General features: G+C 34.2%; 24 protein-coding genes. 20 read left to right on the forward strand and 4 right to left on the reverse strand.

What is annotated here, in order from left to right; translation table 11 throughout:
* Nucleotides 1-30 precede the first annotated feature (30 nt).
* Together mnmE and EZ449_RS03500 are read right to left on the reverse strand one after the other, a co-directional pair.
* The gene (gene mnmE / locus EZ449_RS03495; RefSeq protein ID WP_131556574.1) at nt 31-1,389 is read right to left on the reverse strand and encodes a tRNA uridine-5-carboxymethylaminomethyl(34) synthesis GTPase MnmE; all 1,359 of its coding nucleotides are present in this window, start codon (nt 1,387-1,389) and stop codon (nt 31-33) included.
* A 108-nt stretch (nt 1,390-1,497) separates the two neighbouring features.
* Complete coding sequence (locus tag EZ449_RS03500; protein WP_131556575.1) at nt 1,498-2,079, reverse strand: DUF4142 domain-containing protein; 582 nt, start codon at nt 2,077-2,079, stop codon at nt 1,498-1,500.
* 117 nt (nt 2,080-2,196) lie between these two features.
* Between EZ449_RS03500 and EZ449_RS03505 the strand changes: the two genes are divergently transcribed.
* A complete protein-coding gene (locus EZ449_RS03505) occupies nt 2,197-2,475 on the forward strand; it encodes a SelT/SelW/SelH family protein (protein ID WP_131556576.1) in 279 nt (92 codons plus the stop codon).
* An 8-nt stretch (nt 2,476-2,483) separates the two neighbouring features.
* Here the strand turns inward: EZ449_RS03505 and EZ449_RS03510 are convergent, their stop codons facing one another.
* Nucleotides 2,484-2,702, reverse strand: a complete 219-nt coding sequence (locus EZ449_RS03510) for a DUF6965 family protein (RefSeq protein WP_131556577.1) — start codon at nt 2,700-2,702, stop codon at nt 2,484-2,486.
* 127 nt (nt 2,703-2,829) lie between these two features.
* Between EZ449_RS03510 and EZ449_RS03515 the strand changes: the two genes are divergently transcribed.
* Nucleotides 2,830-3,222 (forward strand): DoxX family protein, encoded by a 393-nt coding sequence (locus tag EZ449_RS03515; RefSeq protein WP_131556578.1) that lies wholly within the window; start codon nt 2,830-2,832, stop codon nt 3,220-3,222.
* An 80-nt stretch (nt 3,223-3,302) separates the two neighbouring features.
* Here EZ449_RS03515 and EZ449_RS03520 read toward each other — a convergent pair whose 3' ends face one another.
* Nucleotides 3,303-4,385, reverse strand: coding sequence for an NAD(P)-dependent alcohol dehydrogenase (locus EZ449_RS03520; protein WP_131556579.1), 1,083 nt, complete (start codon nt 4,383-4,385; stop codon nt 3,303-3,305).
* Nucleotides 4,386-4,597: 212 nt separating this feature from the next.
* Here EZ449_RS03520 and EZ449_RS03525 point away from each other — a divergent pair, with 212 nt between their 5' ends.
* From EZ449_RS03525 to EZ449_RS03605, 18 genes are all read left to right on the forward strand, one after another.
* Nucleotides 4,598-4,780, forward strand: a complete 183-nt coding sequence (locus tag EZ449_RS03525; RefSeq protein ID WP_131556580.1) for a hypothetical protein — start codon at nt 4,598-4,600, stop codon at nt 4,778-4,780.
* 920 nt (nt 4,781-5,700) lie between these two features.
* Nucleotides 5,701-6,036, forward strand: coding sequence for a hypothetical protein (locus tag EZ449_RS03530; protein ID WP_131556581.1), 336 nt, complete (start codon nt 5,701-5,703; stop codon nt 6,034-6,036).
* A 12-nt stretch (nt 6,037-6,048) separates the two neighbouring features.
* Complete coding sequence (locus tag EZ449_RS03535) at nt 6,049-6,459, forward strand: energy transducer TonB (protein WP_131556582.1); 411 nt, start codon at nt 6,049-6,051, stop codon at nt 6,457-6,459.
* Between the two features lie 12 nt (nt 6,460-6,471).
* The gene (locus tag EZ449_RS03540; protein ID WP_131556583.1) at nt 6,472-7,026 is read left to right on the forward strand and encodes a hypothetical protein; all 555 of its coding nucleotides are present in this window, start codon (nt 6,472-6,474) and stop codon (nt 7,024-7,026) included.
* Between the two features lie 108 nt (nt 7,027-7,134).
* Entirely contained in the window at nt 7,135-7,347 is a 213-nt protein-coding gene (locus tag EZ449_RS03545; protein WP_131556584.1) for a hypothetical protein, read from the forward strand.
* Between the two features lie 2 nt (nt 7,348-7,349).
* A complete protein-coding gene (locus EZ449_RS03550; protein ID WP_131556585.1) occupies nt 7,350-8,663 on the forward strand; it encodes a hypothetical protein in 1,314 nt (437 codons plus the stop codon).
* An 849-nt stretch (nt 8,664-9,512) separates the two neighbouring features.
* Nucleotides 9,513-10,751, forward strand: coding sequence for a hypothetical protein (locus EZ449_RS03555; protein WP_131556586.1), 1,239 nt, complete (start codon nt 9,513-9,515; stop codon nt 10,749-10,751).
* 153 nt (nt 10,752-10,904) lie between these two features.
* On the forward strand, nt 10,905-11,348 hold the full coding sequence (locus EZ449_RS03560) for a hypothetical protein (RefSeq protein WP_131556587.1): 444 nt from the start codon (nt 10,905-10,907) through the stop codon (nt 11,346-11,348).
* Nucleotides 11,349-11,360: 12 nt separating this feature from the next.
* Complete coding sequence (locus EZ449_RS03565; RefSeq protein WP_225872216.1) at nt 11,361-12,209, forward strand: VanW family protein; 849 nt, start codon at nt 11,361-11,363, stop codon at nt 12,207-12,209.
* A gap of 265 nt (nt 12,210-12,474) precedes the next feature.
* The gene (locus EZ449_RS03570) at nt 12,475-13,455 is read left to right on the forward strand and encodes a hypothetical protein (protein WP_131556588.1); all 981 of its coding nucleotides are present in this window, start codon (nt 12,475-12,477) and stop codon (nt 13,453-13,455) included.
* A 6-nt stretch (nt 13,456-13,461) separates the two neighbouring features.
* Nucleotides 13,462-13,905 carry a hypothetical protein gene (locus tag EZ449_RS03575; protein ID WP_131556589.1) on the forward strand — a complete coding sequence of 148 codons (444 nt, stop codon included), beginning with the start codon at nt 13,462-13,464 and terminating at the stop codon, nt 13,903-13,905.
* A 191-nt stretch (nt 13,906-14,096) separates the two neighbouring features.
* A complete protein-coding gene (locus EZ449_RS03580) occupies nt 14,097-14,318 on the forward strand; it encodes a hypothetical protein (RefSeq protein WP_131556590.1) in 222 nt (73 codons plus the stop codon).
* Between the two features lie 420 nt (nt 14,319-14,738).
* The gene (locus EZ449_RS03585; protein ID WP_131556591.1) at nt 14,739-15,977 is read left to right on the forward strand and encodes an ATP-binding protein; all 1,239 of its coding nucleotides are present in this window, start codon (nt 14,739-14,741) and stop codon (nt 15,975-15,977) included.
* A gap of 165 nt (nt 15,978-16,142) precedes the next feature.
* On the forward strand, nt 16,143-16,649 hold the full coding sequence (locus tag EZ449_RS03590; RefSeq protein ID WP_131556592.1) for a hypothetical protein: 507 nt from the start codon (nt 16,143-16,145) through the stop codon (nt 16,647-16,649).
* Nucleotides 16,650-16,700: 51 nt separating this feature from the next.
* The gene (locus EZ449_RS03595; protein ID WP_131556593.1) at nt 16,701-17,246 is read left to right on the forward strand and encodes a hypothetical protein; all 546 of its coding nucleotides are present in this window, start codon (nt 16,701-16,703) and stop codon (nt 17,244-17,246) included.
* 46 nt (nt 17,247-17,292) lie between these two features.
* Complete coding sequence (locus EZ449_RS03600; protein WP_131556594.1) at nt 17,293-17,826, forward strand: SMI1/KNR4 family protein; 534 nt, start codon at nt 17,293-17,295, stop codon at nt 17,824-17,826.
* A 214-nt stretch (nt 17,827-18,040) separates the two neighbouring features.
* On the forward strand, nt 18,041-18,208 hold the full coding sequence (locus tag EZ449_RS22570; protein ID WP_165499686.1) for a hypothetical protein: 168 nt from the start codon (nt 18,041-18,043) through the stop codon (nt 18,206-18,208).
* On the forward strand, nt 18,202-19,320 hold the full coding sequence (locus EZ449_RS03605; protein ID WP_131556595.1) for an outer membrane protein assembly factor BamB family protein: 1,119 nt from the start codon (nt 18,202-18,204) through the stop codon (nt 19,318-19,320). Before EZ449_RS22570 ends, EZ449_RS03605 begins: the two co-directional genes overlap by 7 nt.
* Nucleotides 19,321-19,413 lie beyond the last annotated feature (93 nt).

Below are 19,413 nucleotides of genomic sequence, written 5' to 3' on the forward strand. Positions count from 1 at the left end.
TTTAACTAACGTATTGTGAAACCTATTTAACTATTTTCCGATACAAAACTTCGTAAAAATATTTTCTAACAGATCATCAGTAGTAACCGTACCCGTAATCTCACCAAGATAATGTAGTGCCTGCTTAATATCCATTGCTAAAAAATCAGAAGTAACTGGATTATCAGCATTATCCAATACCCTTTGTAACGCATTCTCGGTCTGTTTCAAGGCCTCAACATGGCGAATATTGGTGACTAAAGTTTCACTCGTATTGATATGATGCAGGTTAACCTGTTCAAGAAGTGTTGTTTTCAATACATCGATCCCCAATTTGTCTTTAGCAGAAATATAAACTACATCTATACTTTCTAAAGCCTTGCGTTGTTCGGCAAAAACCAGATCCGCTTTATTTATCAAAATTAAATAAGGAATTTCAAGTTGTTTTAAGCCCCTAATCTGTTCCTCAATTTCAGCTAAACTTTGCGAAGTATCGGCCATATAGATAATCAGTTTAGCTTGCTTCATTTTCTCAAGGGTACGTTCTACACCCAAAGCTTCGATAATGTCGGCAGTATCGCGAATACCAGCTGTATCAATGAAGCGGAAAACAATGCCGCCGATGGTCAATTCATCTTCAATAGTGTCGCGTGTAGTGCCGGCAATATCAGAAACGATGGCTCGTTCCTCATTTAATAGAGCATTAAGTAAAGTCGATTTTCCAACGTTAGGTTTACCTGCTATTACCACCGGAACACCATTTTTAATCACATTTCCCATCTCAAAAGAGGAAATTAATCGACGTAGAACATGATTAATCTTATTAACCAAATTTTTCAATTGATCGCGATTGGCAAATTCTACATCCTCCTCTGCAAAATCGAGTTCGAGCTCAATCATCGATGCAAAATGAATCAATTGTTCACGCAAACCTTTTAATTCTGTCGCAAAGCCACCACGCATTTGCTGCATGGCTACATCATGCGAAGCTTTAGAGTTAGAGGCAATTAAATCGGCCACGGCTTCGGCCTGACTTAAATCGAAAGCGCCATTTAAAAAAGCACGTAAAGTGAATTCGCCCGGTTTGGCCGCTCGAGCACCTTTACTAATTAATAAGTTTATAATTTGTTGGATGATATAGTTAGAACCATGACATGAAATCTCTACAACGTTCTCTTTGGTGTAAGATTTTGGGGCAACAAATAAACCAGCTACCACTTCATCAACTATGTTTTCTCCATCTTTTAGCAAACCAAAATGCAGCGTATGCGAATCCTGTTCTTCTAAATTCTTTCCCGAAAAAACCGAGTTGGCTAGAGAAATAGCCTCAGGTCCTGATAAACGTATAACGCCTATTGCACCAGATCCTGATGGGGTAGATAAAGCGATAATGGTATCTTGATTGTACATGTTAGTGCTGAAAACTTCAAAATTAAACCTTATTCGTGGATTAATCGTGTTCAGCAAGTAATTTTTTAATTCTTAATACAGCTCAAGATACCATTTATCGTTTTTTGTTTATTTATAGCTTTTTTTAACCGCTTGAATTGCAGCGAGCAGTTCCTTAATTTTAGGCAAGCCTTTTTCACCGGCCACTTTCAAATCTGGATCTGTAGGCTTAGCACCTTCTAATTTACCAATGTTGGTTTTGTGTCTGTCTTCCAGTGCGCTTAACCAAGCTTTATCGTAATCAGAACCTGTTTTTTCTGCCAATTTCATTCTTTTCTCTTTATCATCCACAGATTCTCCAATGGGAAGTTTCCAACCTTTTTTAGTCGCTAGGGCCTGCAATTCTTCTGTTAGCTTGGTATGTTCTGCCGTTAATTTATTCGCTAATGCCTTAATTTCTGCCGTGGTTCCTTTTTCGCTCCCTTGTTTCATTACCGCAATGCCACTATACATACTTTCTACCAAATCGTAAACCAATTGTGGATCGTCGCCTTGTTTATCCACGGTATCCTCTACTTTATCTTGAATTACCTCTAGCGAACTATCTTGCGAAATACTATCTTTTTGTTCTGCAGTTTTGCTAGAATTAGTACAATAGCTAAGGCTGCATATTGCAAGAATTGCAAATCCTAAATTTTTAATTGCTTTCATAATGATGGTTTTAATTTCCTTTGTTTGTAAACAATTGGGGTTTTAACATTGTTTTTGCTTAAAACCTGCAGGGTTAAGGATTTAAAATATTTTAGCTGAAATTTGATTACCACACACATGAAACCAACCATCACCATAGAATATTGCCCGAAATGCGGCTGGATGTTACGATCTACTTACATGGCACAAGAACTGCTTACTACATTTACCGATGAAATAAGGGGCGTGACCTTAATACCTAGTGAAATAGGTGGCTCATTTCTAATTTCGGTTGATGATACTTTGGTTTTTGATAGAAAGGACGAAAAACGTTTCCCTGAGATTAAGGAACTTAAACAATTAATACGCGATCATGTAAGTCCAGATAAAGACCTCGGCCACAGCGATCGCAAGTAATCATTAGTTTAAGCGTTGGCTTCAACAATAAGCTTAAGCGCTTTAAGTCTGTAAAGAAGTGGTTGGTTAACCTTTGAATTTGGATTTGCCTTTAAGGGTTGAAAATGACTCTGAAGAAAAACATCGTAGTCTGTTATTTCCGTCGCTTGATTAAGGTAAATTGGTACTGGCTGTTTTCCAGCCTTGGTAAAAAAATCTTCCAACTGTTGTATCTCTTCTAGGGTCATCAGGCAAAGATAGGTTATTACATCACTTTCGTGAACAATACTGCAATGCTATTGTTATTTAATTGTTATTCAACGAAAAAGATTATAAACAGTTTATGCTCTTTTAATCGTTTGTAAAGTCCCTAATATGAAAGATGAACAAGTTAAAGATATTGCGAAGATACTTCTGGGAGCTGGATTGATATTTGCAGGAATTGGTCACCTCACTTTTGCGAGAAAACCATTTCAGGCTCAAGTTCCAGATTGGGTTCCCCTAAAGAAAGATGATACTGTAGTTTCATCGGGCTTTGTAGAAATTGCAATGGGCACGAGTTTGATTCTTGCGCCAAAAAAATATAAAAAAGAAGTAGGCCAATTGGCTGCGGCTTTATTCGTGTGTGTATTTCCAGGTAATATTTCGCAGTTTGTAAATAAAAGAAGTGCATTCGGCTTAAATACCGATAATAGGCGATTTTTAAGATTGTTCTTTCAGCCTGTATTGATTTATTGGGCACTAAAAAGCACTGGTAATAAGTTATAAATAGGGTAAACCTATTTTGAGATTTCAGTTTTGTTAATCAGCAACGCCCTTACATAAAAGCATTGCTGATTTAATCATTACTATTGTTTTGCTTTTAATGAAGCCATGTCGATTACATAACGAAACCTTACTTCTTCATCTTTAATTTTATCAAAAGCAGTGTTAATTTCATCAATGTTAATGAATTGCACCTCTGGTAAAATCTGATGTTCTGCACAAAAATCCAAAACTTCTTGCGTTTCTGCCGTTCCACCTATTAATGAACCACCAATGGTTGAGGAGAATTTGGCTACTTCCATGTTGTTAGTAGGTGCTTTATATGGCCCCAATAATCCAACGGTAACCAATGCACCTCTTCTGCGAATCAATGGTATATAGTCGTTTACATCAAAAGCATAAGGGATGGTACAAAGTAGAAAATCAAATTTGGCTGCATTTGCTTCCATCGCTTCTTTATCTTCAGAAATTAATACTTCATCTGCACCAATTTCTAATGCTGCTGCTCTTTTTTCTTCCTTAGACGTGATAGCGGTAACACTGGCGCCCATGGCTTTAGCGATTTTCACAGCGATATGGCCTAAACCACCTATACCAATAATGCCAACTTTATGCCCAGCTTTCACGCCAAAATGTTTTAGCGGAGAGTAGGTTGTAACTCCGGCACAAAGAATTGGCGCTACTGCAGAAATTTCTAAATTTTGGGGAATACGCATCACGAATTTTTCTTGCGCAACTATGTTTGTTGCATAACCACCAAATGTATTAAAATCAGGTTCTGGTTTCCAATAGCCATTGTAAGTCATGGTTTGTCCATGCGGTCCCTCACAAAATTGTTCTTCACCATCGCTACATGCCGAACAGGTTTTGCAAGAATCGATCATACAACCAACACCAACAACATCCCCTGCCTTAAATTTGGTCACAGCAGATCCGGTGCTAATTACCTTTCCAATAATTTCGTGACCTGGAACACAAGGGTAAATTGTATTTTTCCAATCGTTATTTACCTGGTGTAAATCAGAGTGGCAAACACCGCAATATAGTACGTCGATTAAAATTTCGTCGGGTTTAGGTTCGTTGCGTTCAAATTCCATTAATTCTAACGTTTTTCCGCCAATAAGGCTACCACTTGCACCAAATCCTAAGGTTTTTATTTTTTCCATGTTTTTATTTTGATAGGTATTATTGAATACTACAAAAGTTTTTGGGCTTTGTTTTCGAATCAATTTTCTAAATCAAACCAAATTGGAGTAAGCCAACTAAAACTATTATTTGGAATTTAATTGTGTAAAATAGCTGTTAGATAATCCGCCTAACTCAGGTTTTCAAAAACATTTTATAGTCTTCTGCGTTAAAATTGTATAAAACGATAAATATGGAAATGCATTCGCCAACACACGACCTATCTTTCGCAACAGCTGAAGCTAATAATTCGAATACTACAAAAAACGAACAACATATCGCATCAGAGGGAATAGAGCGTATCTCTCAAGCACTTTGGAAAGCTATAAACAATGCTGATGAAGATGATGCCAGCCTGTGGAAAATGTGGCGTTAATAGGATTACAGGTTAAAGATAATTAGCAAATTAGATTACTAACTATCAAGGTGAGATTTGTTAGTTCTCATCATAAAAAAGCATAATCAATTCCCAGTACGATTATCAAAATTAAGAGCCCGCCAAATTCTCGAGTTTCCTCTATCCATAGTTATTTGCCTTCATACTCATGGCAATATTTTCTGCCTGATGATCAGTGTACCAATTGATAACGTCAGATTTGTCAAAAAACAAATAAGCCGCGTAAACTGCATAGGCAAATATTCCAATTAGGTAAGCTTTCGGGTAGAATCTGCTTTTATAATACATCCAGCATAACCAAGCACCATAAATGTATATCAGTACCTATACGTAAGGATCGGGATCATTATATTGCAAGCCTGCCGAAATGATGAATAATATACAGAAAAGGATGTTAAAAATTTTCAATTTGTAAAAGCAATTCCCCGCTTGGCAGACTGCCACTGTTGCCAGGTTTATTAAATCCCAGTAAAGCAAGGTTCTGCATTTCATCGGTTGCGAAAGTCATGCTATTCGTTCCAATTTTTTTGTTTGCGGTAACTGAAATTCGAACAAACCGATGCAACAAAAAAGATTTCCACTGCTATCAGGTTTATTTAAAAAGAGGCATTTCGCTACGAATTGTAAACGAAGTCCGGCGAATTGTAAATGAACTTGGCAAATTCCCTAATAATGGGTTTATTTGTATGCTAAATTGAACGAGGTTTTAAGGTAGAAGAATAGGCTACTGGGTTTTGATGTTGCAAAAAGCACCAAACCCATGGTTTATAAACCTGACAGGAGCGAGCACGTAGTGTTAACCCTTACGGTTAACAACGCAGTAAAGCGCATGGCAGGGCTGCACAAACCGATAAAATAGTGAACTTTCATTTCTAAAAAAAGAAAAATTAAATCATAACATGCACACCAAGCTAAAACCCATTTTACTGTTAAGTTTCATTCTCGTTTGCCATACTGCGTTTGCCCAATCGAAAAAACTAGTTAAAAGTTTTAAGCTTGGTGCTGTAGGTTATGGTTTGTACGAAAGCCAAAAACTCTCAAAATCTGTAACAGATACTACTTTTTACCTTGTATATCGTGTGGGCAAAGTAAAAATGGTTGCCAAAGAAATTAAAGCAGTTTACCATAAAAATTTTGGCGATACATTGGTGTCTTCAACCTATAAAATCGATAAAAATTCGATTGTTTTTTATCAAGATACTTGGAATGCTTTTTATCATCGCATTTACACGTAAAATAAAAGTGGCTTGCTAAGCTTTAAATCTAATTTAGTACCTGTGGTACAAGCACCATCGGCGCCTGTTACGGCATCACCTGTTTCTGCACCAGATTATGGTAATACAGGTCATCCAACCGAGGTAGATATTATGCCCGAATTTCCTGGTGGGATGACTGCCTTGAGAAAATACATAAGCAATAATCTTCAATATCCAGACGAGGCGCAAGAAAACGAGGTCTCGGGAACGGTTTATGCAAAGTTTGTAATTACCAAAGATGGCAGCGTTGCAAACATAGAAATAGAAAGGAAACTGGGTTACGGTTGCGACCAAGAAGTAATTAGAATTTTAAGAAGAATGCCCAAATGGAGCCCTGGAAAATTGAAAGGCAAAGCGGTTAATTACCTGTATAGGATGCCGATAAGGTTTGCTCTGCAATAAAATTAAAACATAATGGTTATACTTAAAAAGATTTTCAAGGTTTTTGTTATTCTCATTTTTGTTGTAATTGGCATCGGTCTTTTATTGGTCGCTTTTGTTTGGGGCTCGATGAAATGGAATAGACATTCGAAAGAAAAAGAAGCTATTCGTTATCAAAAAGAAGTATGCGACACCATAAAAACAGTAGACGGGAAATTTGAAATAAAGTTTTTGGATTTTAGTAAAAAAGAGCTTAATAAAATTCATTTTTACCTGCAACAAGATAAACTATTGGTAAAAGATACAGTAGTAAAAGTAGATTTTAAAAACAACACATATTCAAATAGTGTAATATTTCCATTCAAAAATTTTAACATCAACGACCGTATTATCGTAGAAATTGGTAAAAGATATTTTATTCTATCGGGTATAAAATACAAGGCTTATTACAATTACGGCATGTTTGGACCAGTGGGCAATCGCGATTGCAAAAATGAAGGTTTCGAGACCATAAATGGCGAACCGGCGGGCTTCGGGACTTTAGTGAAAGAATTTGGATTGTTAAATTATCAATTGCCGCCTTGGTAAAGGGTTATGGAAATATAAAGAATATGCTTGATAATTAATAGTTCTATTTTTGCACGATATCTGCTATGCAATTTTAACACAATCCGCATCATCATACCAAAAAGAGAAATGAAAAAACTAACGTTCATATTCACCTTAATTTTGTCTTTCGCCAACCTATTTTTTAAAGCCAGCGAATGTTACCATTACCACACTATAAAGGAGAGCAAGTTGGTGCGCTTAGCTGGTAAAAACTATTTGCAGGTCACCATAAAAGATCCAGATAATATTACTTACGTATCACAACAACGTTACCTCATAAAAAACATAAATCACCATTAACAATGGTTTTTGATGATGAAAAAGCCTTGATAGTTAGAGACAATCAATTTTATTACTTGGTGGCCAAAGAATTACCTTATGAAAAGCCAATAGTTGCTCAAAAAATATGCGTAGTTAGTCCGCTCGTTAAGGTAAAAAATAGCCGATTGATACGTTTTAATCGCAAATGGCACTACATTATACCCAACAGTTTTGTTAAGCAAGGCTTTGATGATGTGTTGTTAACCAAATTACCTACAGATTTTAAAATTGTGTACAGCATTAATCGTGATAAGGGAGCCAATTATTTAATTAAAAGCAACAAGCAGGTAGCTGGGGTAAACATCAGTATCGATTATAAAAACAATGCTTACAGCTACAATCCCATACCAAAATTAAATCCTCTTTCTACAGTTTTTACTTCAGCCCAAGATGATGTAGATGATAATTTTTTGCGAGATGACCGCAATTTCTACCTTATAAATTACGATTTGAATTTTAGAGACGTTACGAGCCAATTTATTAAAGAGAAAAAGACTGGCTTTAATAAAATGAGCATCAATTTCAATAGTTTTCACGAAGCCATTTTTAGCGATGGCAGTAATACTTTATGGATTTATTTTAAAGACGGAATTAGTTTAAGCGATGGTACCGACCCAAATTTTATGCCGATAGAGGCTAAATTTTTAAATGCTGATAACAAAATTATTGTTTACGACGGAAAATATTATACTGATGGTTGGGCAGCTGCAAACGAAGTTGATAACGTAGATTTAAGCAAGGTAAATGATAAAGCAAGTTTGGTTTTGTTACCCGACGGTCCTTATGCTGATAAATATCAATGTTATCGGATAGAAAATTACTGTTTATTGCCCGATGGTCCCTTGCCAGCTATCGATAAAATGCAAAAACTGTCTGCAATTTCATCTTATGGTTCTTCTATGCCGGCTTTGCGGGTAAGCCAAAATTTTATTTATAGGGAAGAAAACACCGATAGCATCAGTCATACGTCTGCGGTAAAATTTTTAGTAAAAGCCTATGCTTTTGATGATAAGATACTGATAGAAAATAAGCTGATAGATAATCCCGCAAACCGCGAAAAAATGGTTTTTATAGGTGCATTGGCCAATGTAATTGTGCCTTGCGATGGCGGAAGAGGACAAAATCATGCAGTAATAGTAAAATACCGCTATTTTTTTAAAAATGATAAAACCATTTATACCTATTACAGTAGCGAGAATAACTTGCAGGTTTTAAGCGATTGTAAACCAGGCGAAATTAAGGTTGATAATTTTGATGACCTACAAAAATTGGCAAAATTGATTGTGAAAAAATAGGTTAACAGCCTTTAAATTATTAAAAAATGACTAAGCCTTGGTTTATTAAACATTTTGGAGCGGTAACAGCTTTGCCCATTTTATTTTTAATAATGTGCTTAAATTTCTTAGAAATTAATTTCAGATATAACAATCAGTCGTGTTTACGAAATGGGATTGAGTTAATGGTTTTGATGGTATTCAGCTATTTCATCGTTAAAAAACTGTATAAAAAGTACCCAAAAGCAATATTGTTATATTTTGTCATTTCTCTATTCTTAGCACCAAACCTTTTCATCAGTTTTACCCATTCGTGGCTGGTAAATGCGCTTAAAAATGCTTACGAACCCAACAATGACTTTTTATGGGTTATCATTTTGCCTCTATCACTTGTTTTTGCATTGGCTTGGAGTTTTATGTTCGATTTATTTAAAAACAAATGATACTATTTCTGCTCTTCTTTATTTTGCCCTTACCGCTTCTTATTTGGCTTTTTATTAGGAGCAAAAGCCGAAGAACCAAGTGGTTTCTGGTAGATTTGTTATGGTTTTTTTTGAAAAACAAAGTTAATGCTCATCGGTTTATCCAGCCCTGCTATCCTTTCTGCCGTTTTTGTTACAAGTAAATTGAATTGACATTTAAACGGCATTCATCCTATCAGGTTTATTTAACTTAGGTTCATTCAAAAAATTCAGGTTTCTCCTCAAATTATCGGGTATAACTTAAATGGTTGCGATGTACTGAAGCCATTTCTGTTTTTCTACTTCTATCCCTATAGGGAATAGCGAATAATAATTCAATCCCAGCGAATTGTAATCGAAGTTTGTAAATTCTTAATAAATGATTTACTTGTATCATCAATTAGTATAAATGAAAAACTTATTAATATTCACCGCAGTCATTTTATTTTTTTTTAGCTCTTGTGCCCAAGAGAAAACAAAGGAGAAAACCATTGCCGATGGCCAAACCAAGCAAAATGCAATTGACCAGCTGATAGAGAATATAAATATTTTCAAGTCAATGTTAATTCATGAGAAATTCGAGCCCGAAACCATTGGTGCTAATAATCAATATCATGATTATGAAACCATTACACAAAAAGTATTTGATAGAGACCATATTACATTTTCTTATCAATACCCAAATACCCAAATTGTAATTGAGTATCCTAAATTTGATGTAGAAAATATATTGGCTAATGGATATGAGTTTACAACAGATTTTGATAATCATATTAAAGCCCCAAAAATTACACCTACAACCATTTATTATGCTGATGGAACAGTTACAAACGCAAAAGATTTAAATGTAAAACAACAAACCCAACCAATTAGCGATTATGAGTTTTACATAAAGGGATATAAGGTGATTAAAGCAATTATTTATGCTGTTGAAACTAATTTTTACAAAGAAAAAGAATACGCCATTACCAATGAGAAGCAGGTTTTGGTAACGCCACTAGGTAAAATTGAAGTGAGGACTTTTAAAAAAAATGGGATAGCCTTAAAAGTGCCCGGTTTATTAAAAGACAAGTTAAAAATTTTAGCCCAAGATAAGAGCAGCAAATATTTGAGTACGATTGGTACTTATTACGGAAATACTGAAGATTTAGATATTGAGTTAAAAATGTTTATTGATAAACTCGAAAAAGTAAAAGAACAATTAAATCAAGGTAAAATAAATTACAAAGAAGTACTTGAAAATTATTCGTGGAAGAAAGTTAGCGATGAATTAAATACAAAGAAAAAAACTCTTCTATTAGGTCAATCTTTTAGTGCCGAAATTAGTAAAGTCAAATTGATGGTATTAGATACTACTGAAACAGAACAAAAAATTTATCAACTGACATCAGTTAAACCCTTATTGAATAATGGAAGAACAAGTTTGATAGGCCAGCAGGAAAAATTTGGGTATGCTATTGCACAAGATGTCTCTAAAAAATTTGGGGTAATTGATTTGCAAGGTAATTGGCTGATTAAGCCTACTTTCTATGAATTATCATTAACTAATAGACAGAACATTTTTAGCGGTAAAAAAGAAAATGCAGACCAGTTTAATGATTATCTGTTAAATAAAGAGACTAAAATCTTAAGCGTAATAAAAGAATAGCTACATAAAGGACGCTATAATGAATAAATAACTTAAACTTCCTGCAAATTTCAATTGAAACTACAATGCCTTTTTCTTTTATCAATGATGCACATGCAGATTTTGCCGAAACTCTGGGTAGAGATGATTTTTACAAAGATTTATAATAACATTATGAATAAAATTTTTTGTTTGATATTATTAGTTTTATTAAGTGCTTGCCATCAACGAGTAGCAAAAACGGAGGGTATAAATTTTAATGAATGCAATTTTTATTATGAAAACCAAAACAAATGGATTTCTACAACTAATGATGCAAAACAGTTTTTAGAGCTAGATAGTGCATTATTAACCAACCCAACCTATGTAAAACAGTTAGACAGTACATACAGCAAAAAGGCGCAATATATTTTCATCATTGGCGGAGGATATTTTTATGCACAAGCTAAAGAAATGAAAGCGGAAATTAAGCATGACACGTTGTACATCATCTGGAATGAACCTAACGGAATGTGTCCTCCAACTGGGGAGAGAAGTCAAACCAATATGTGTTTGGAAATTGATAAGGTTTTATATCCTAATTACAAGAATTTTAAAATTGTAATATCACAGCAATAAAAGTTTACCCAATTGAAACAAAGAAAATTACTTAGTCAGCGGCACCCGTTTTTATATTTTTTGGCTGTTTGGGCAAGGCGATTAAAACGCCAATTGGAATGGGTTTTTGATGGTAAAAAATATGCAAAATCCAAAACTGATGCTAAACTAGAATTCAGAATTAAAAAACACCAATCAGTTTTACTGAAAAAGCTTGGCGAAAATAACGAGCAGCTGCAATTGAACAAAGTTACAAATCTTAAAATTGCTGCAGCGAAAATTAATGGTATCATTATTAAACCTGGCGAAACATTTTCTTATTGTAAATTGGTGGGTTTGCCTACCAAAAAGAAAGGTTATCTATTGGGAATGGAGCTATCATTCGGCGAAGCAAAAGCAGGCATTGGTGGCGGAATTTGCCAAATTTCTAACCTTATCCATTGGTTGGTTATTCACAGTCCGTTAACGGTTACCGAACGCCGCCACCATTCTTTCGACCCTTTCCCCGATGATGGCAGAGTTTTGCCTTTCGGCAGTGGTGCAACTGTTTTTTACAATTATATCGATTATCAGTTTATAAACAACACCGAGCATAATTTCCAAATCAATTTATGGTTTACCGATAAGTGTTTGGAGGGCGAATTGCGAATAGATACCGAATTGGATTATGCTTATCACGTAATAGAAAAAGAACATCAGTTTTTAAAAATAAACGGACAGTTTTATCGCAAGAATGAAATTTGGAGAGATAAACTACTCAAGTTTGAGGGCGGTAAAATCGTTGCAACAGAGCTGATAATGAAGAATTTTGCAAGGGTTACTTATGAGCCAGAAAATTATGAGGAAGTAGATGGCGAAACCAATAAGAACCTCACCCTTTGAAAGTCTGTGGTTTTGGCTTGCACAATGCATCCTCCGCCGTGGCGGAAGGAAAAAAGACTGTACCTCAAACCTATAGGTTTAACCTACTTACCAAATCACTCTCTTTCAGTAGAGGAATAGTATAAAAAATGCCTGACTACCATCCTTAACAAGGTGAGGTTAGGTTGAGGTTTTTTAACGAATTGTAACCCAAACCCAGCGAATTGTAATTGGTGTAAATTGTTGTTAAGCGAAATTGTATGTTTATATAAAACATCGCAATTTTATGAAAACAAAAATATTTATTTGGGCAGTTTTCTTAGTTTCTGGATTTATCAGCAAACTTTATGCACAAGATTTCTATCCTGGAAATTTGCGTTCTATTGTTTATACCGATAAAAATAATGAAATTAAAATAAACGATTTTTACGTTAATAAAAAAGGCTTCTTGTGGTTAAACGATAGCACTTATGCTAAAAAAGATTTGTCAGAATTAATACAAGTCACTTCAAAAAATACCGATAAATTTCTAGAGGTTCGGGTAGATTATTATCTCAAAAACAACAATTTGGAACGTTTTATTAATCGTACCGCAAACAGGGGCTTGGATAAAACTGGTGTTGATAAATTTGAAAAAACCGATAAAGAACATTATTATAAAATTGAAGTAAAGAGAGGAGTTTTATTTGATAACAGAAAATACAATTTAATTGGTTTTACGCAACGCGATGAGGTAAATGTGGCAAAGCAAGCAACAAATAAAAAGCCCGAAAATAAGTTTGATTACAATTCAAGTTATCCTTTCCAAAATACAAGTTGGTATCTAGACACAAAAAAGGTTGATATTAAAAATAAATATGAAGATAAAAGCAAGTACATCATCTCGCTTGCAGAAGATAAAACTTCCGATGTTAAAATTGAGTTTTTGGATGATACTAATTTTAAACTAACCTTTGGGCCACCTCAAAAAAAGCAAATTTTAACGGGTAATTATAAATTATACTCGCACAATATGGGCAGTGGCTACAAAGGGGTTTATTTGAGCATAAATAATCCACCAAAAAAGCCTAAAACCAAACCTGGATATAAAGAAGCAGAATTGATAATTAATTATGCTGACACCCCAAAAAATACTGAAAACTACTTTAGATTTTGGCTTGGCTCTTTTGATTTTGAGTTAAAATTAGAAAACGGAAATCGCATTAGTTTAACCCGAGATGCGTACAATAATCCGCCAATTGACCTTGCTCCAGCTTCTATTAACTAACTGAAAATGAAGAAATTAGATCTTGAATATTTCTGTGGATTGATGTTGCTACTGTCGTTTTCAACAACTGTTAAGGCTAGCGAATGTTATGAAAATGGAACCAGCTCAACATTTAAAATCTTGAAAAAGAATGATGGAGTTTACTATCAATTTACCCAGAAAGACCAAAATGGTTTCAGCTATGTTAAACAGCAAAATGTGCTGCTAAATTATATTGATGTTTCAACTTATAAAGCCTTGGGCGAAGATGAAAGAACTTTGATGTTTAGCGATAAAAACGGTTTTTACATCCTCCCAAAATTAGAACAGTACGATAAACAATCTGTTACTTATTTTAAAATTTTAAATGCAAATGCCAATCAGAAACAAATTAATGGCAGGCTATTTTTAATTAACGGCAAATGGAACTATTTAAACGCCTACGGAAAACAAGTTACCAAAATCGTTTAAATGAGCTGCCCCCAAACATCACTAATATTAAAAGTTATAGTAGTGGGTTTTATGTAAAAAGCGATAAAAACGTTTTTGTAATTAGTATTGATGATGCTTCATCGCCAAAATATAAAGTTGAGATTGTACCCGGTTTAAACCCTGCGACAACAGTTTATTATGCTTGTAACGAACTATAAAATGAAGATTATTTGGCAGATGTTAACCATTTTTATTCTATCAGGAGACAAGGAGATTTTAATGACCTCACACCACAAATTTTGGCTTTAGGTTTAAAAACCAACATGAACAAGCTAAAGCTTATCGATGCAAACTCTCCATTTTGGCATTTAAATGGGCAACTGCTTAAAAAAAGGGAGGGCACTTCAATTGAGGGCAGAAATCCACTAACTGGCTTTATTATCAAACTTTGAGAGCTTACAAATGTGTGTGCTATATAAAACTGAATGGGAATAGTCGAGTTTAAAAGGTTGTAATAATTTAAAACTAGGCTAATTTTTGATGGGTTTTCGACATTGGCTCAACATCCTCCGCTGCCGCGAATAGGAGCGAACAAAAAAAAGCTATTTCTTTTAATAAGACAGAGGCTTTCAACGAATAATAACTCAACCTCAACGGATTGTAATTGGTTTAATAAATTTCTTCAGGAAATCTTAATTGATAATAAAAACCAAAACTTGCTATAGTTTTGCATTAAATATTTGCGAACTACATCGATATCGAAAATTATAGAATGCCCGATTTATGAGGTTGTTAATAAATTATGGGAGTTTCAAATTATCGAAACTTGCAATTTTATCAAGTTTCGATAATTTATTATCTATCTTTATCTAATGGAAAACTTCACGGAGCGAAAGGAGTATGTTAGCAAACTACTCTCTTATAAAGATAAAGACTTAATAAAAGTTGTTAGTGGCTTGCGCAGGTCTGGTAAATCTACTTTGCTAGAATTGTATCGTGAAGTTTTACTAAAGCTTGGAGTAGGAAAACGACAAATTCAATTCTACAATTTTGAATTGCCCGAAAATTTTGTAGGCAAAAATTGGGACGATATTTACTTTGATATTAAAAAAAAACTGCAAGTTGATAAACTGAACTATATTTTCTTAGATGAGGTTCAAAATATTCCACTTTTTGAAAAATTAGTAGATGGACTTTTCGCCACTAAAAATGTGGATGTTTACATTACAGGGTCAAACGCTTTTTTGTTGAGCAGTGAATTGGCTACATTATTAAGCGGTCGATACGTCGAAATTTCTATTTTACCCTTTTCTTTCAATGAATATTTAGTAGCAAGAAGAATTGATACAAGTAACAAATATTTAAATTACGAGCTTTTATTTTTCGACTACGTAAATGAAACCTCATTACCAAAAGGGGTTGAGTTACGTGAGGGTGGATATGATAAAATTTATGAGTATTTAGAAGCCATTTATGCAACCATCATTGAAAAAGATATTACACAACGCCATCAGATAAACGACAAGAGAGCATTTGGAAATATCGTAAAATTTATAGCATCTAACGTGGGGAATGCACTATCTCCAAATAACATTTCAAACACTTTGAAACAAGATGGACAAACTATCCATCACGCCACTGTTGAAAGATATTTGGAATATCTGACAGCTAGTTTCGTGTTTTACAAAGTTAACCGCTTCGATTTGAAAGGGAGAAAGCAACTAGCAACACAAGAAAAGTATTATTTGGTGGATATGGGTTTGATGAACATTTTTGCTGGCAAAGAACGCACCACCGACAGAGGACATATTTTAGAAAATATTGTATACTTAGAATTGCTTAGGAGAGGTAATAAAATATGGACAGGCACGAGTAGAAACAGCGAAGTGGACTTTGTTTGCAAAACCAAAACAGGCGATATCGAATATTATCAAGTTACTTGGCAAATGGCAAACGAAAAGACAGTAGAACGTGAGTTGGGAGCATTAGAAAAAATCAATGATAACTATCCAAAATTTCTACTCACTACAGATGGGTTTACCCAAAGTAGAAGTGGGGTAAGACATTTAAATGTTTTTAATTGGTTGCTTGATACGATTGAAGAAGTTTAATAGCTGGCTAAAACAACGGTCATCTTTTTTAACGAATAATAATTCAAGCCCAACGGATTGTAATTGGTTTAATAAATTACATCAGGAAATCTTATTTTTAATTATTGCTCAGAGTAACTACAAAGCTTTGCGAATAACCCATTAAACATTTAAATCAATTCACTTATGACTTTTGAATTTTCGGATGAAGACGGTTTTATATCCGTTGTAAATACAAACAAATATCAAGGCTTTGTAGATGATGATTGGCAATTTGACCAGTTGCTCAATCATTTTGTGAACCAAATGAATGACCACAATATAATTGTTTGGGCAAGCAATGAAGATGGTGGCAACGAATGGAAAATTGATGTTTTAAACCAGCCATCATCAAATAAAGAATTTAGTAATTTTAGCTTTCCTATTAGCGTAACAAATGGCAGTTTATATCTGGTTTCTTATAATGATTTAACCATGGCTGCACAATTTGAAGATGAAGTTCTTCCGTCAAAATATAATGCTCATCTTAAAATTGACTTATCAAATGGTTTGTACAACGTTACTGTGAGGCAAATGTTTAACCCTAAAAACCTAGATTATGAAGCGGAGATGGTTCATTTTGAACTCATTTTTATTTTGACAACTGAAGCTGCCGAGCAAAAAGCAAACAACGTGTTTTGGTATACAGCGTAAGACCTTTGGTATTAAACTGCTAAATAAATTTATCCAACTAGAAATGATAATATGGAAGACAGAACAATAGCATTGATGACAAAATATCTTGATGGAGATTATAAAGTTTCGCCAATGGCACCGCAAAAATCGACAATTCAAGATATTAAAAACGTAGAAAAAGAATTAGACATCAATTTTCCAGATGAATATATTGCCCATTTACTGGGTGAAAATGATGAGGTTTTAGGCAGCAGAGGGATATTTATAGAAGTTAAGGAAGAAATTTGGAGAAGACCAAAACTTTACGATGTTGCGCCGTTTTGGAGTTTTTTATATGGTTTCCATACGTTTACAGCTTTTAAACAAAGTGAGGATTGGATGAACCTTGAATTTGTTGGTAAAAACTTTTTTGCAGATACTGGGATAAAAGCGGTGCCAATTTTAAAAATTTTAACTGATGCAGATGTGTATTGTGTTGGCGAAAACAAGCAAATTTTAAAATACAATCACGAAGAAAATTTAGTAGAAGATACAAATATGAATTTTTGGGAAATCTTTGAATTTGAATTAAAAGAATTAAGAGATAGAAAAGAATTAAAATTGAAGCAAAAATAAAATAACATACCTCTAAACGTGATGCTAACCTTTAAGAACCAATGTTATGCTAACCATTAAATCTAGTTCCGAAATTATAAATGAATTGCTTTCTGATAAACAAGCAATAAGGAATTTCCCCAAATCCTTAACTTTTCCTTTCAACAAATTATACATTGATTTAACAACTCAAATTAGCACTACCGAAATTTCATCAGAGTGTATTTTGTTTGATAGTGTAGCAGCAGTTAATGAAACCAAAGAATTTGTTGACCCAGATTATTGGATAGAAAATTATCCCAAAGCCGACATCGATAAATTTTGGGTTTTTGCACAAAACGGTCAAGGCGACCTTTGGCTTTTTGACAGGGAGGATAACATTTATTTTTACGACCATAATCAGGCGCAAATGGCTGATGAAAACTTTTTAAACCTCGATTTAAATTTCGAAAAATGGTTGCGATTTGCTGATTTAAACAGACAATTAGACCAAATTTATGATATTGAAAATGAAATTGATGAAGAACTAAAAGTGGAATACAAAACGAAACTCAATGAGTTAAGCAAAGCTTTGTTAGCTAAGTATCCATTCGATATTTAAACTGATGTTAAAGCCTTGACGTTTGCTTTAGGTTAACAGATTATCAATTGGATGGTTAATTAATAAAGAAGCTCAGGAAGCCATTGTTAGAAATTACCAAAACGAAGTTGCAAAACTGCTTAAACAAGAAAAAGCGACTATAAAAATTGGTTTATGTTATGCTGCTCCTTTACAGAAATCTGATGGAGACACAGAAATTGCAAGAGTTACGGCCATGGTTTCGGCATTTAATAAGGAGCGAGGAAACTTGGGCAATATTCAGGCGCCGCTGGGTGTAATCTATGATTTCGTAAAATATCAATCAGACCCGAATACTTGGCATTTGGCCGATTTTAGTCAAAGTATTCCGTACGATTATAAACTAAATAAAGACAGATGGTAAGATTTGCATTTCTTTTGCTGCTAAGTTTAGCTTTAATTTCTTGTGCTAACAAAGATGAAAAACCCAAGAACATATTGTATTTAACCACAAGCGCCAATGATGTTTACGCTTTTAACATAGCTAACAAAAAGTTATTATGGCATGCCGATGCTTTTGATAAAGTAGAAAATGACGAGTTAAATTTTTTCACGCTTGATGATAAATACTTAACCAAAACCTATTTAGATGGCGTTATTATTCAATATGATAAAACCAATGGCAACAAAGTTTGGGAATTGAAAGACACCGTTGCTGCTGATGTCGATTTATATAATTATGATTTTAATGAGGTTGCTTTTCGTTTGTTTTATCAATATCCGTTGGTGGTAAAGGGTAATATTATTTTTGGCAACAGCCACGGAGAAATAAAATCGATAAACCTAAAAACCAAAAAGGTAAATTGGGTTTACCATAATCCGAATACAATATATTGCAGCCCCGTAGTAATAAACAACTTGGTGTACGTAAATCTTAATGGCAGTATGATTGCGCTTGATATTAGAAACGGCAAAAAAGTATCGGCAGTAAATTATGATGATAATGAGCCTGTTACTAACGAAGTGCTTGTAGATGGTGGCAATATATTTACGCTTAGTCAATACAATTTATTGTCTGTTATGTCGCCTCAATACAATTTGTTATGGGAATATAAAGCTGATACAACTTCTCAAAGTATTACTCACAACATGTTAATTACCGATGATGCAGTTTATTTTGGTGGTTCTACTTTGTTTGCTGTAAATAAAAAAGATGGTAAACTGCTTTGGAAAACTGAGATGTATAAAGAAAATGGCCGATTGCTTTCTATTGCACAATGTGATGATGGCGTAATTGTAAGCAAAAGTAACGAATTGCTAAAAATTGATGACGATGGCAAAATCATCGCTCGTAAAAAATTGGCTGTAGAGGCCTATGGCTTACTTTATAAATGCAATGATAGGTATTATTACGTTTGCCAAAATGGAGTGATGTACAGTATAGATAAAGATTTGCATCAAGATGAAGTTTTTTACAAGGGCGTAAATATAGACCCAGAACACAGGGTGGATAACACCTATATGTATGCGGACTAAAATAGTGATTATATGTTTTAATGGATGGCAATTTTAGTATGTACGCTTTAGTTTGCCTAACCAAGAAGCACCTAATTCGGTTTTTTAAACCCG

Source organism: Pedobacter frigidisoli (assembly GCF_004331675.1).
GTDB classification, from domain to species: Bacteria; Bacteroidota; Bacteroidia; order Sphingobacteriales; family Sphingobacteriaceae; genus Pedobacter; species Pedobacter frigidisoli.

What these genes read in the sequence shown, in the direction of transcription:
- mnmE (WP_131556574.1), bottom strand. Translation starts at nt 1,389, where the DNA reads ATGTACAATCAAGATACCATTATCGCTTTATCTACCCCATCAGGATCT.
- EZ449_RS03500 (WP_131556575.1), bottom strand. Translation starts at nt 2,079, where the DNA reads ATGAAAGCAATTAAAAATTTAGGATTTGCAATTCTTGCAATATGCAGC.
- EZ449_RS03505 (WP_131556576.1), top strand. Translation starts at nt 2,197, where the DNA reads ATGAAACCAACCATCACCATAGAATATTGCCCGAAATGCGGCTGGATG.
- EZ449_RS03510 (WP_131556577.1), bottom strand. Translation starts at nt 2,702, where the DNA reads ATGACCCTAGAAGAGATACAACAGTTGGAAGATTTTTTTACCAAGGCT.
- EZ449_RS03515 (WP_131556578.1), top strand. Translation starts at nt 2,830, where the DNA reads ATGAAAGATGAACAAGTTAAAGATATTGCGAAGATACTTCTGGGAGCT.
- EZ449_RS03520 (WP_131556579.1), bottom strand. Translation starts at nt 4,385, where the DNA reads ATGGAAAAAATAAAAACCTTAGGATTTGGTGCAAGTGGTAGCCTTATT.
- EZ449_RS03525 (WP_131556580.1), top strand. Translation starts at nt 4,598, where the DNA reads ATGGAAATGCATTCGCCAACACACGACCTATCTTTCGCAACAGCTGAA.
- EZ449_RS03530 (WP_131556581.1), top strand. Translation starts at nt 5,701, where the DNA reads ATGCACACCAAGCTAAAACCCATTTTACTGTTAAGTTTCATTCTCGTT.
- EZ449_RS03540 (WP_131556583.1), top strand. Translation starts at nt 6,472, where the DNA reads ATGGTTATACTTAAAAAGATTTTCAAGGTTTTTGTTATTCTCATTTTT.
- EZ449_RS03545 (WP_131556584.1), top strand. Translation starts at nt 7,135, where the DNA reads ATGAAAAAACTAACGTTCATATTCACCTTAATTTTGTCTTTCGCCAAC.
- EZ449_RS03550 (WP_131556585.1), top strand. Translation starts at nt 7,350, where the DNA reads ATGGTTTTTGATGATGAAAAAGCCTTGATAGTTAGAGACAATCAATTT.
- EZ449_RS03555 (WP_131556586.1), top strand. Translation starts at nt 9,513, where the DNA reads ATGAAAAACTTATTAATATTCACCGCAGTCATTTTATTTTTTTTTAGC.
- EZ449_RS03560 (WP_131556587.1), top strand. Translation starts at nt 10,905, where the DNA reads ATGAATAAAATTTTTTGTTTGATATTATTAGTTTTATTAAGTGCTTGC.
- EZ449_RS03570 (WP_131556588.1), top strand. Translation starts at nt 12,475, where the DNA reads ATGAAAACAAAAATATTTATTTGGGCAGTTTTCTTAGTTTCTGGATTT.
- EZ449_RS03575 (WP_131556589.1), top strand. Translation starts at nt 13,462, where the DNA reads ATGAAGAAATTAGATCTTGAATATTTCTGTGGATTGATGTTGCTACTG.
- EZ449_RS03585 (WP_131556591.1), top strand. Translation starts at nt 14,739, where the DNA reads ATGGAAAACTTCACGGAGCGAAAGGAGTATGTTAGCAAACTACTCTCT.
- EZ449_RS03590 (WP_131556592.1), top strand. Translation starts at nt 16,143, where the DNA reads ATGACTTTTGAATTTTCGGATGAAGACGGTTTTATATCCGTTGTAAAT.
- EZ449_RS03595 (WP_131556593.1), top strand. Translation starts at nt 16,701, where the DNA reads ATGGAAGACAGAACAATAGCATTGATGACAAAATATCTTGATGGAGAT.
- EZ449_RS03600 (WP_131556594.1), top strand. Translation starts at nt 17,293, where the DNA reads ATGCTAACCATTAAATCTAGTTCCGAAATTATAAATGAATTGCTTTCT.
- EZ449_RS22570 (WP_165499686.1), top strand. Translation starts at nt 18,041, where the DNA reads ATGGTTTCGGCATTTAATAAGGAGCGAGGAAACTTGGGCAATATTCAG.
- EZ449_RS03605 (WP_131556595.1), top strand. Translation starts at nt 18,202, where the DNA reads ATGGTAAGATTTGCATTTCTTTTGCTGCTAAGTTTAGCTTTAATTTCT.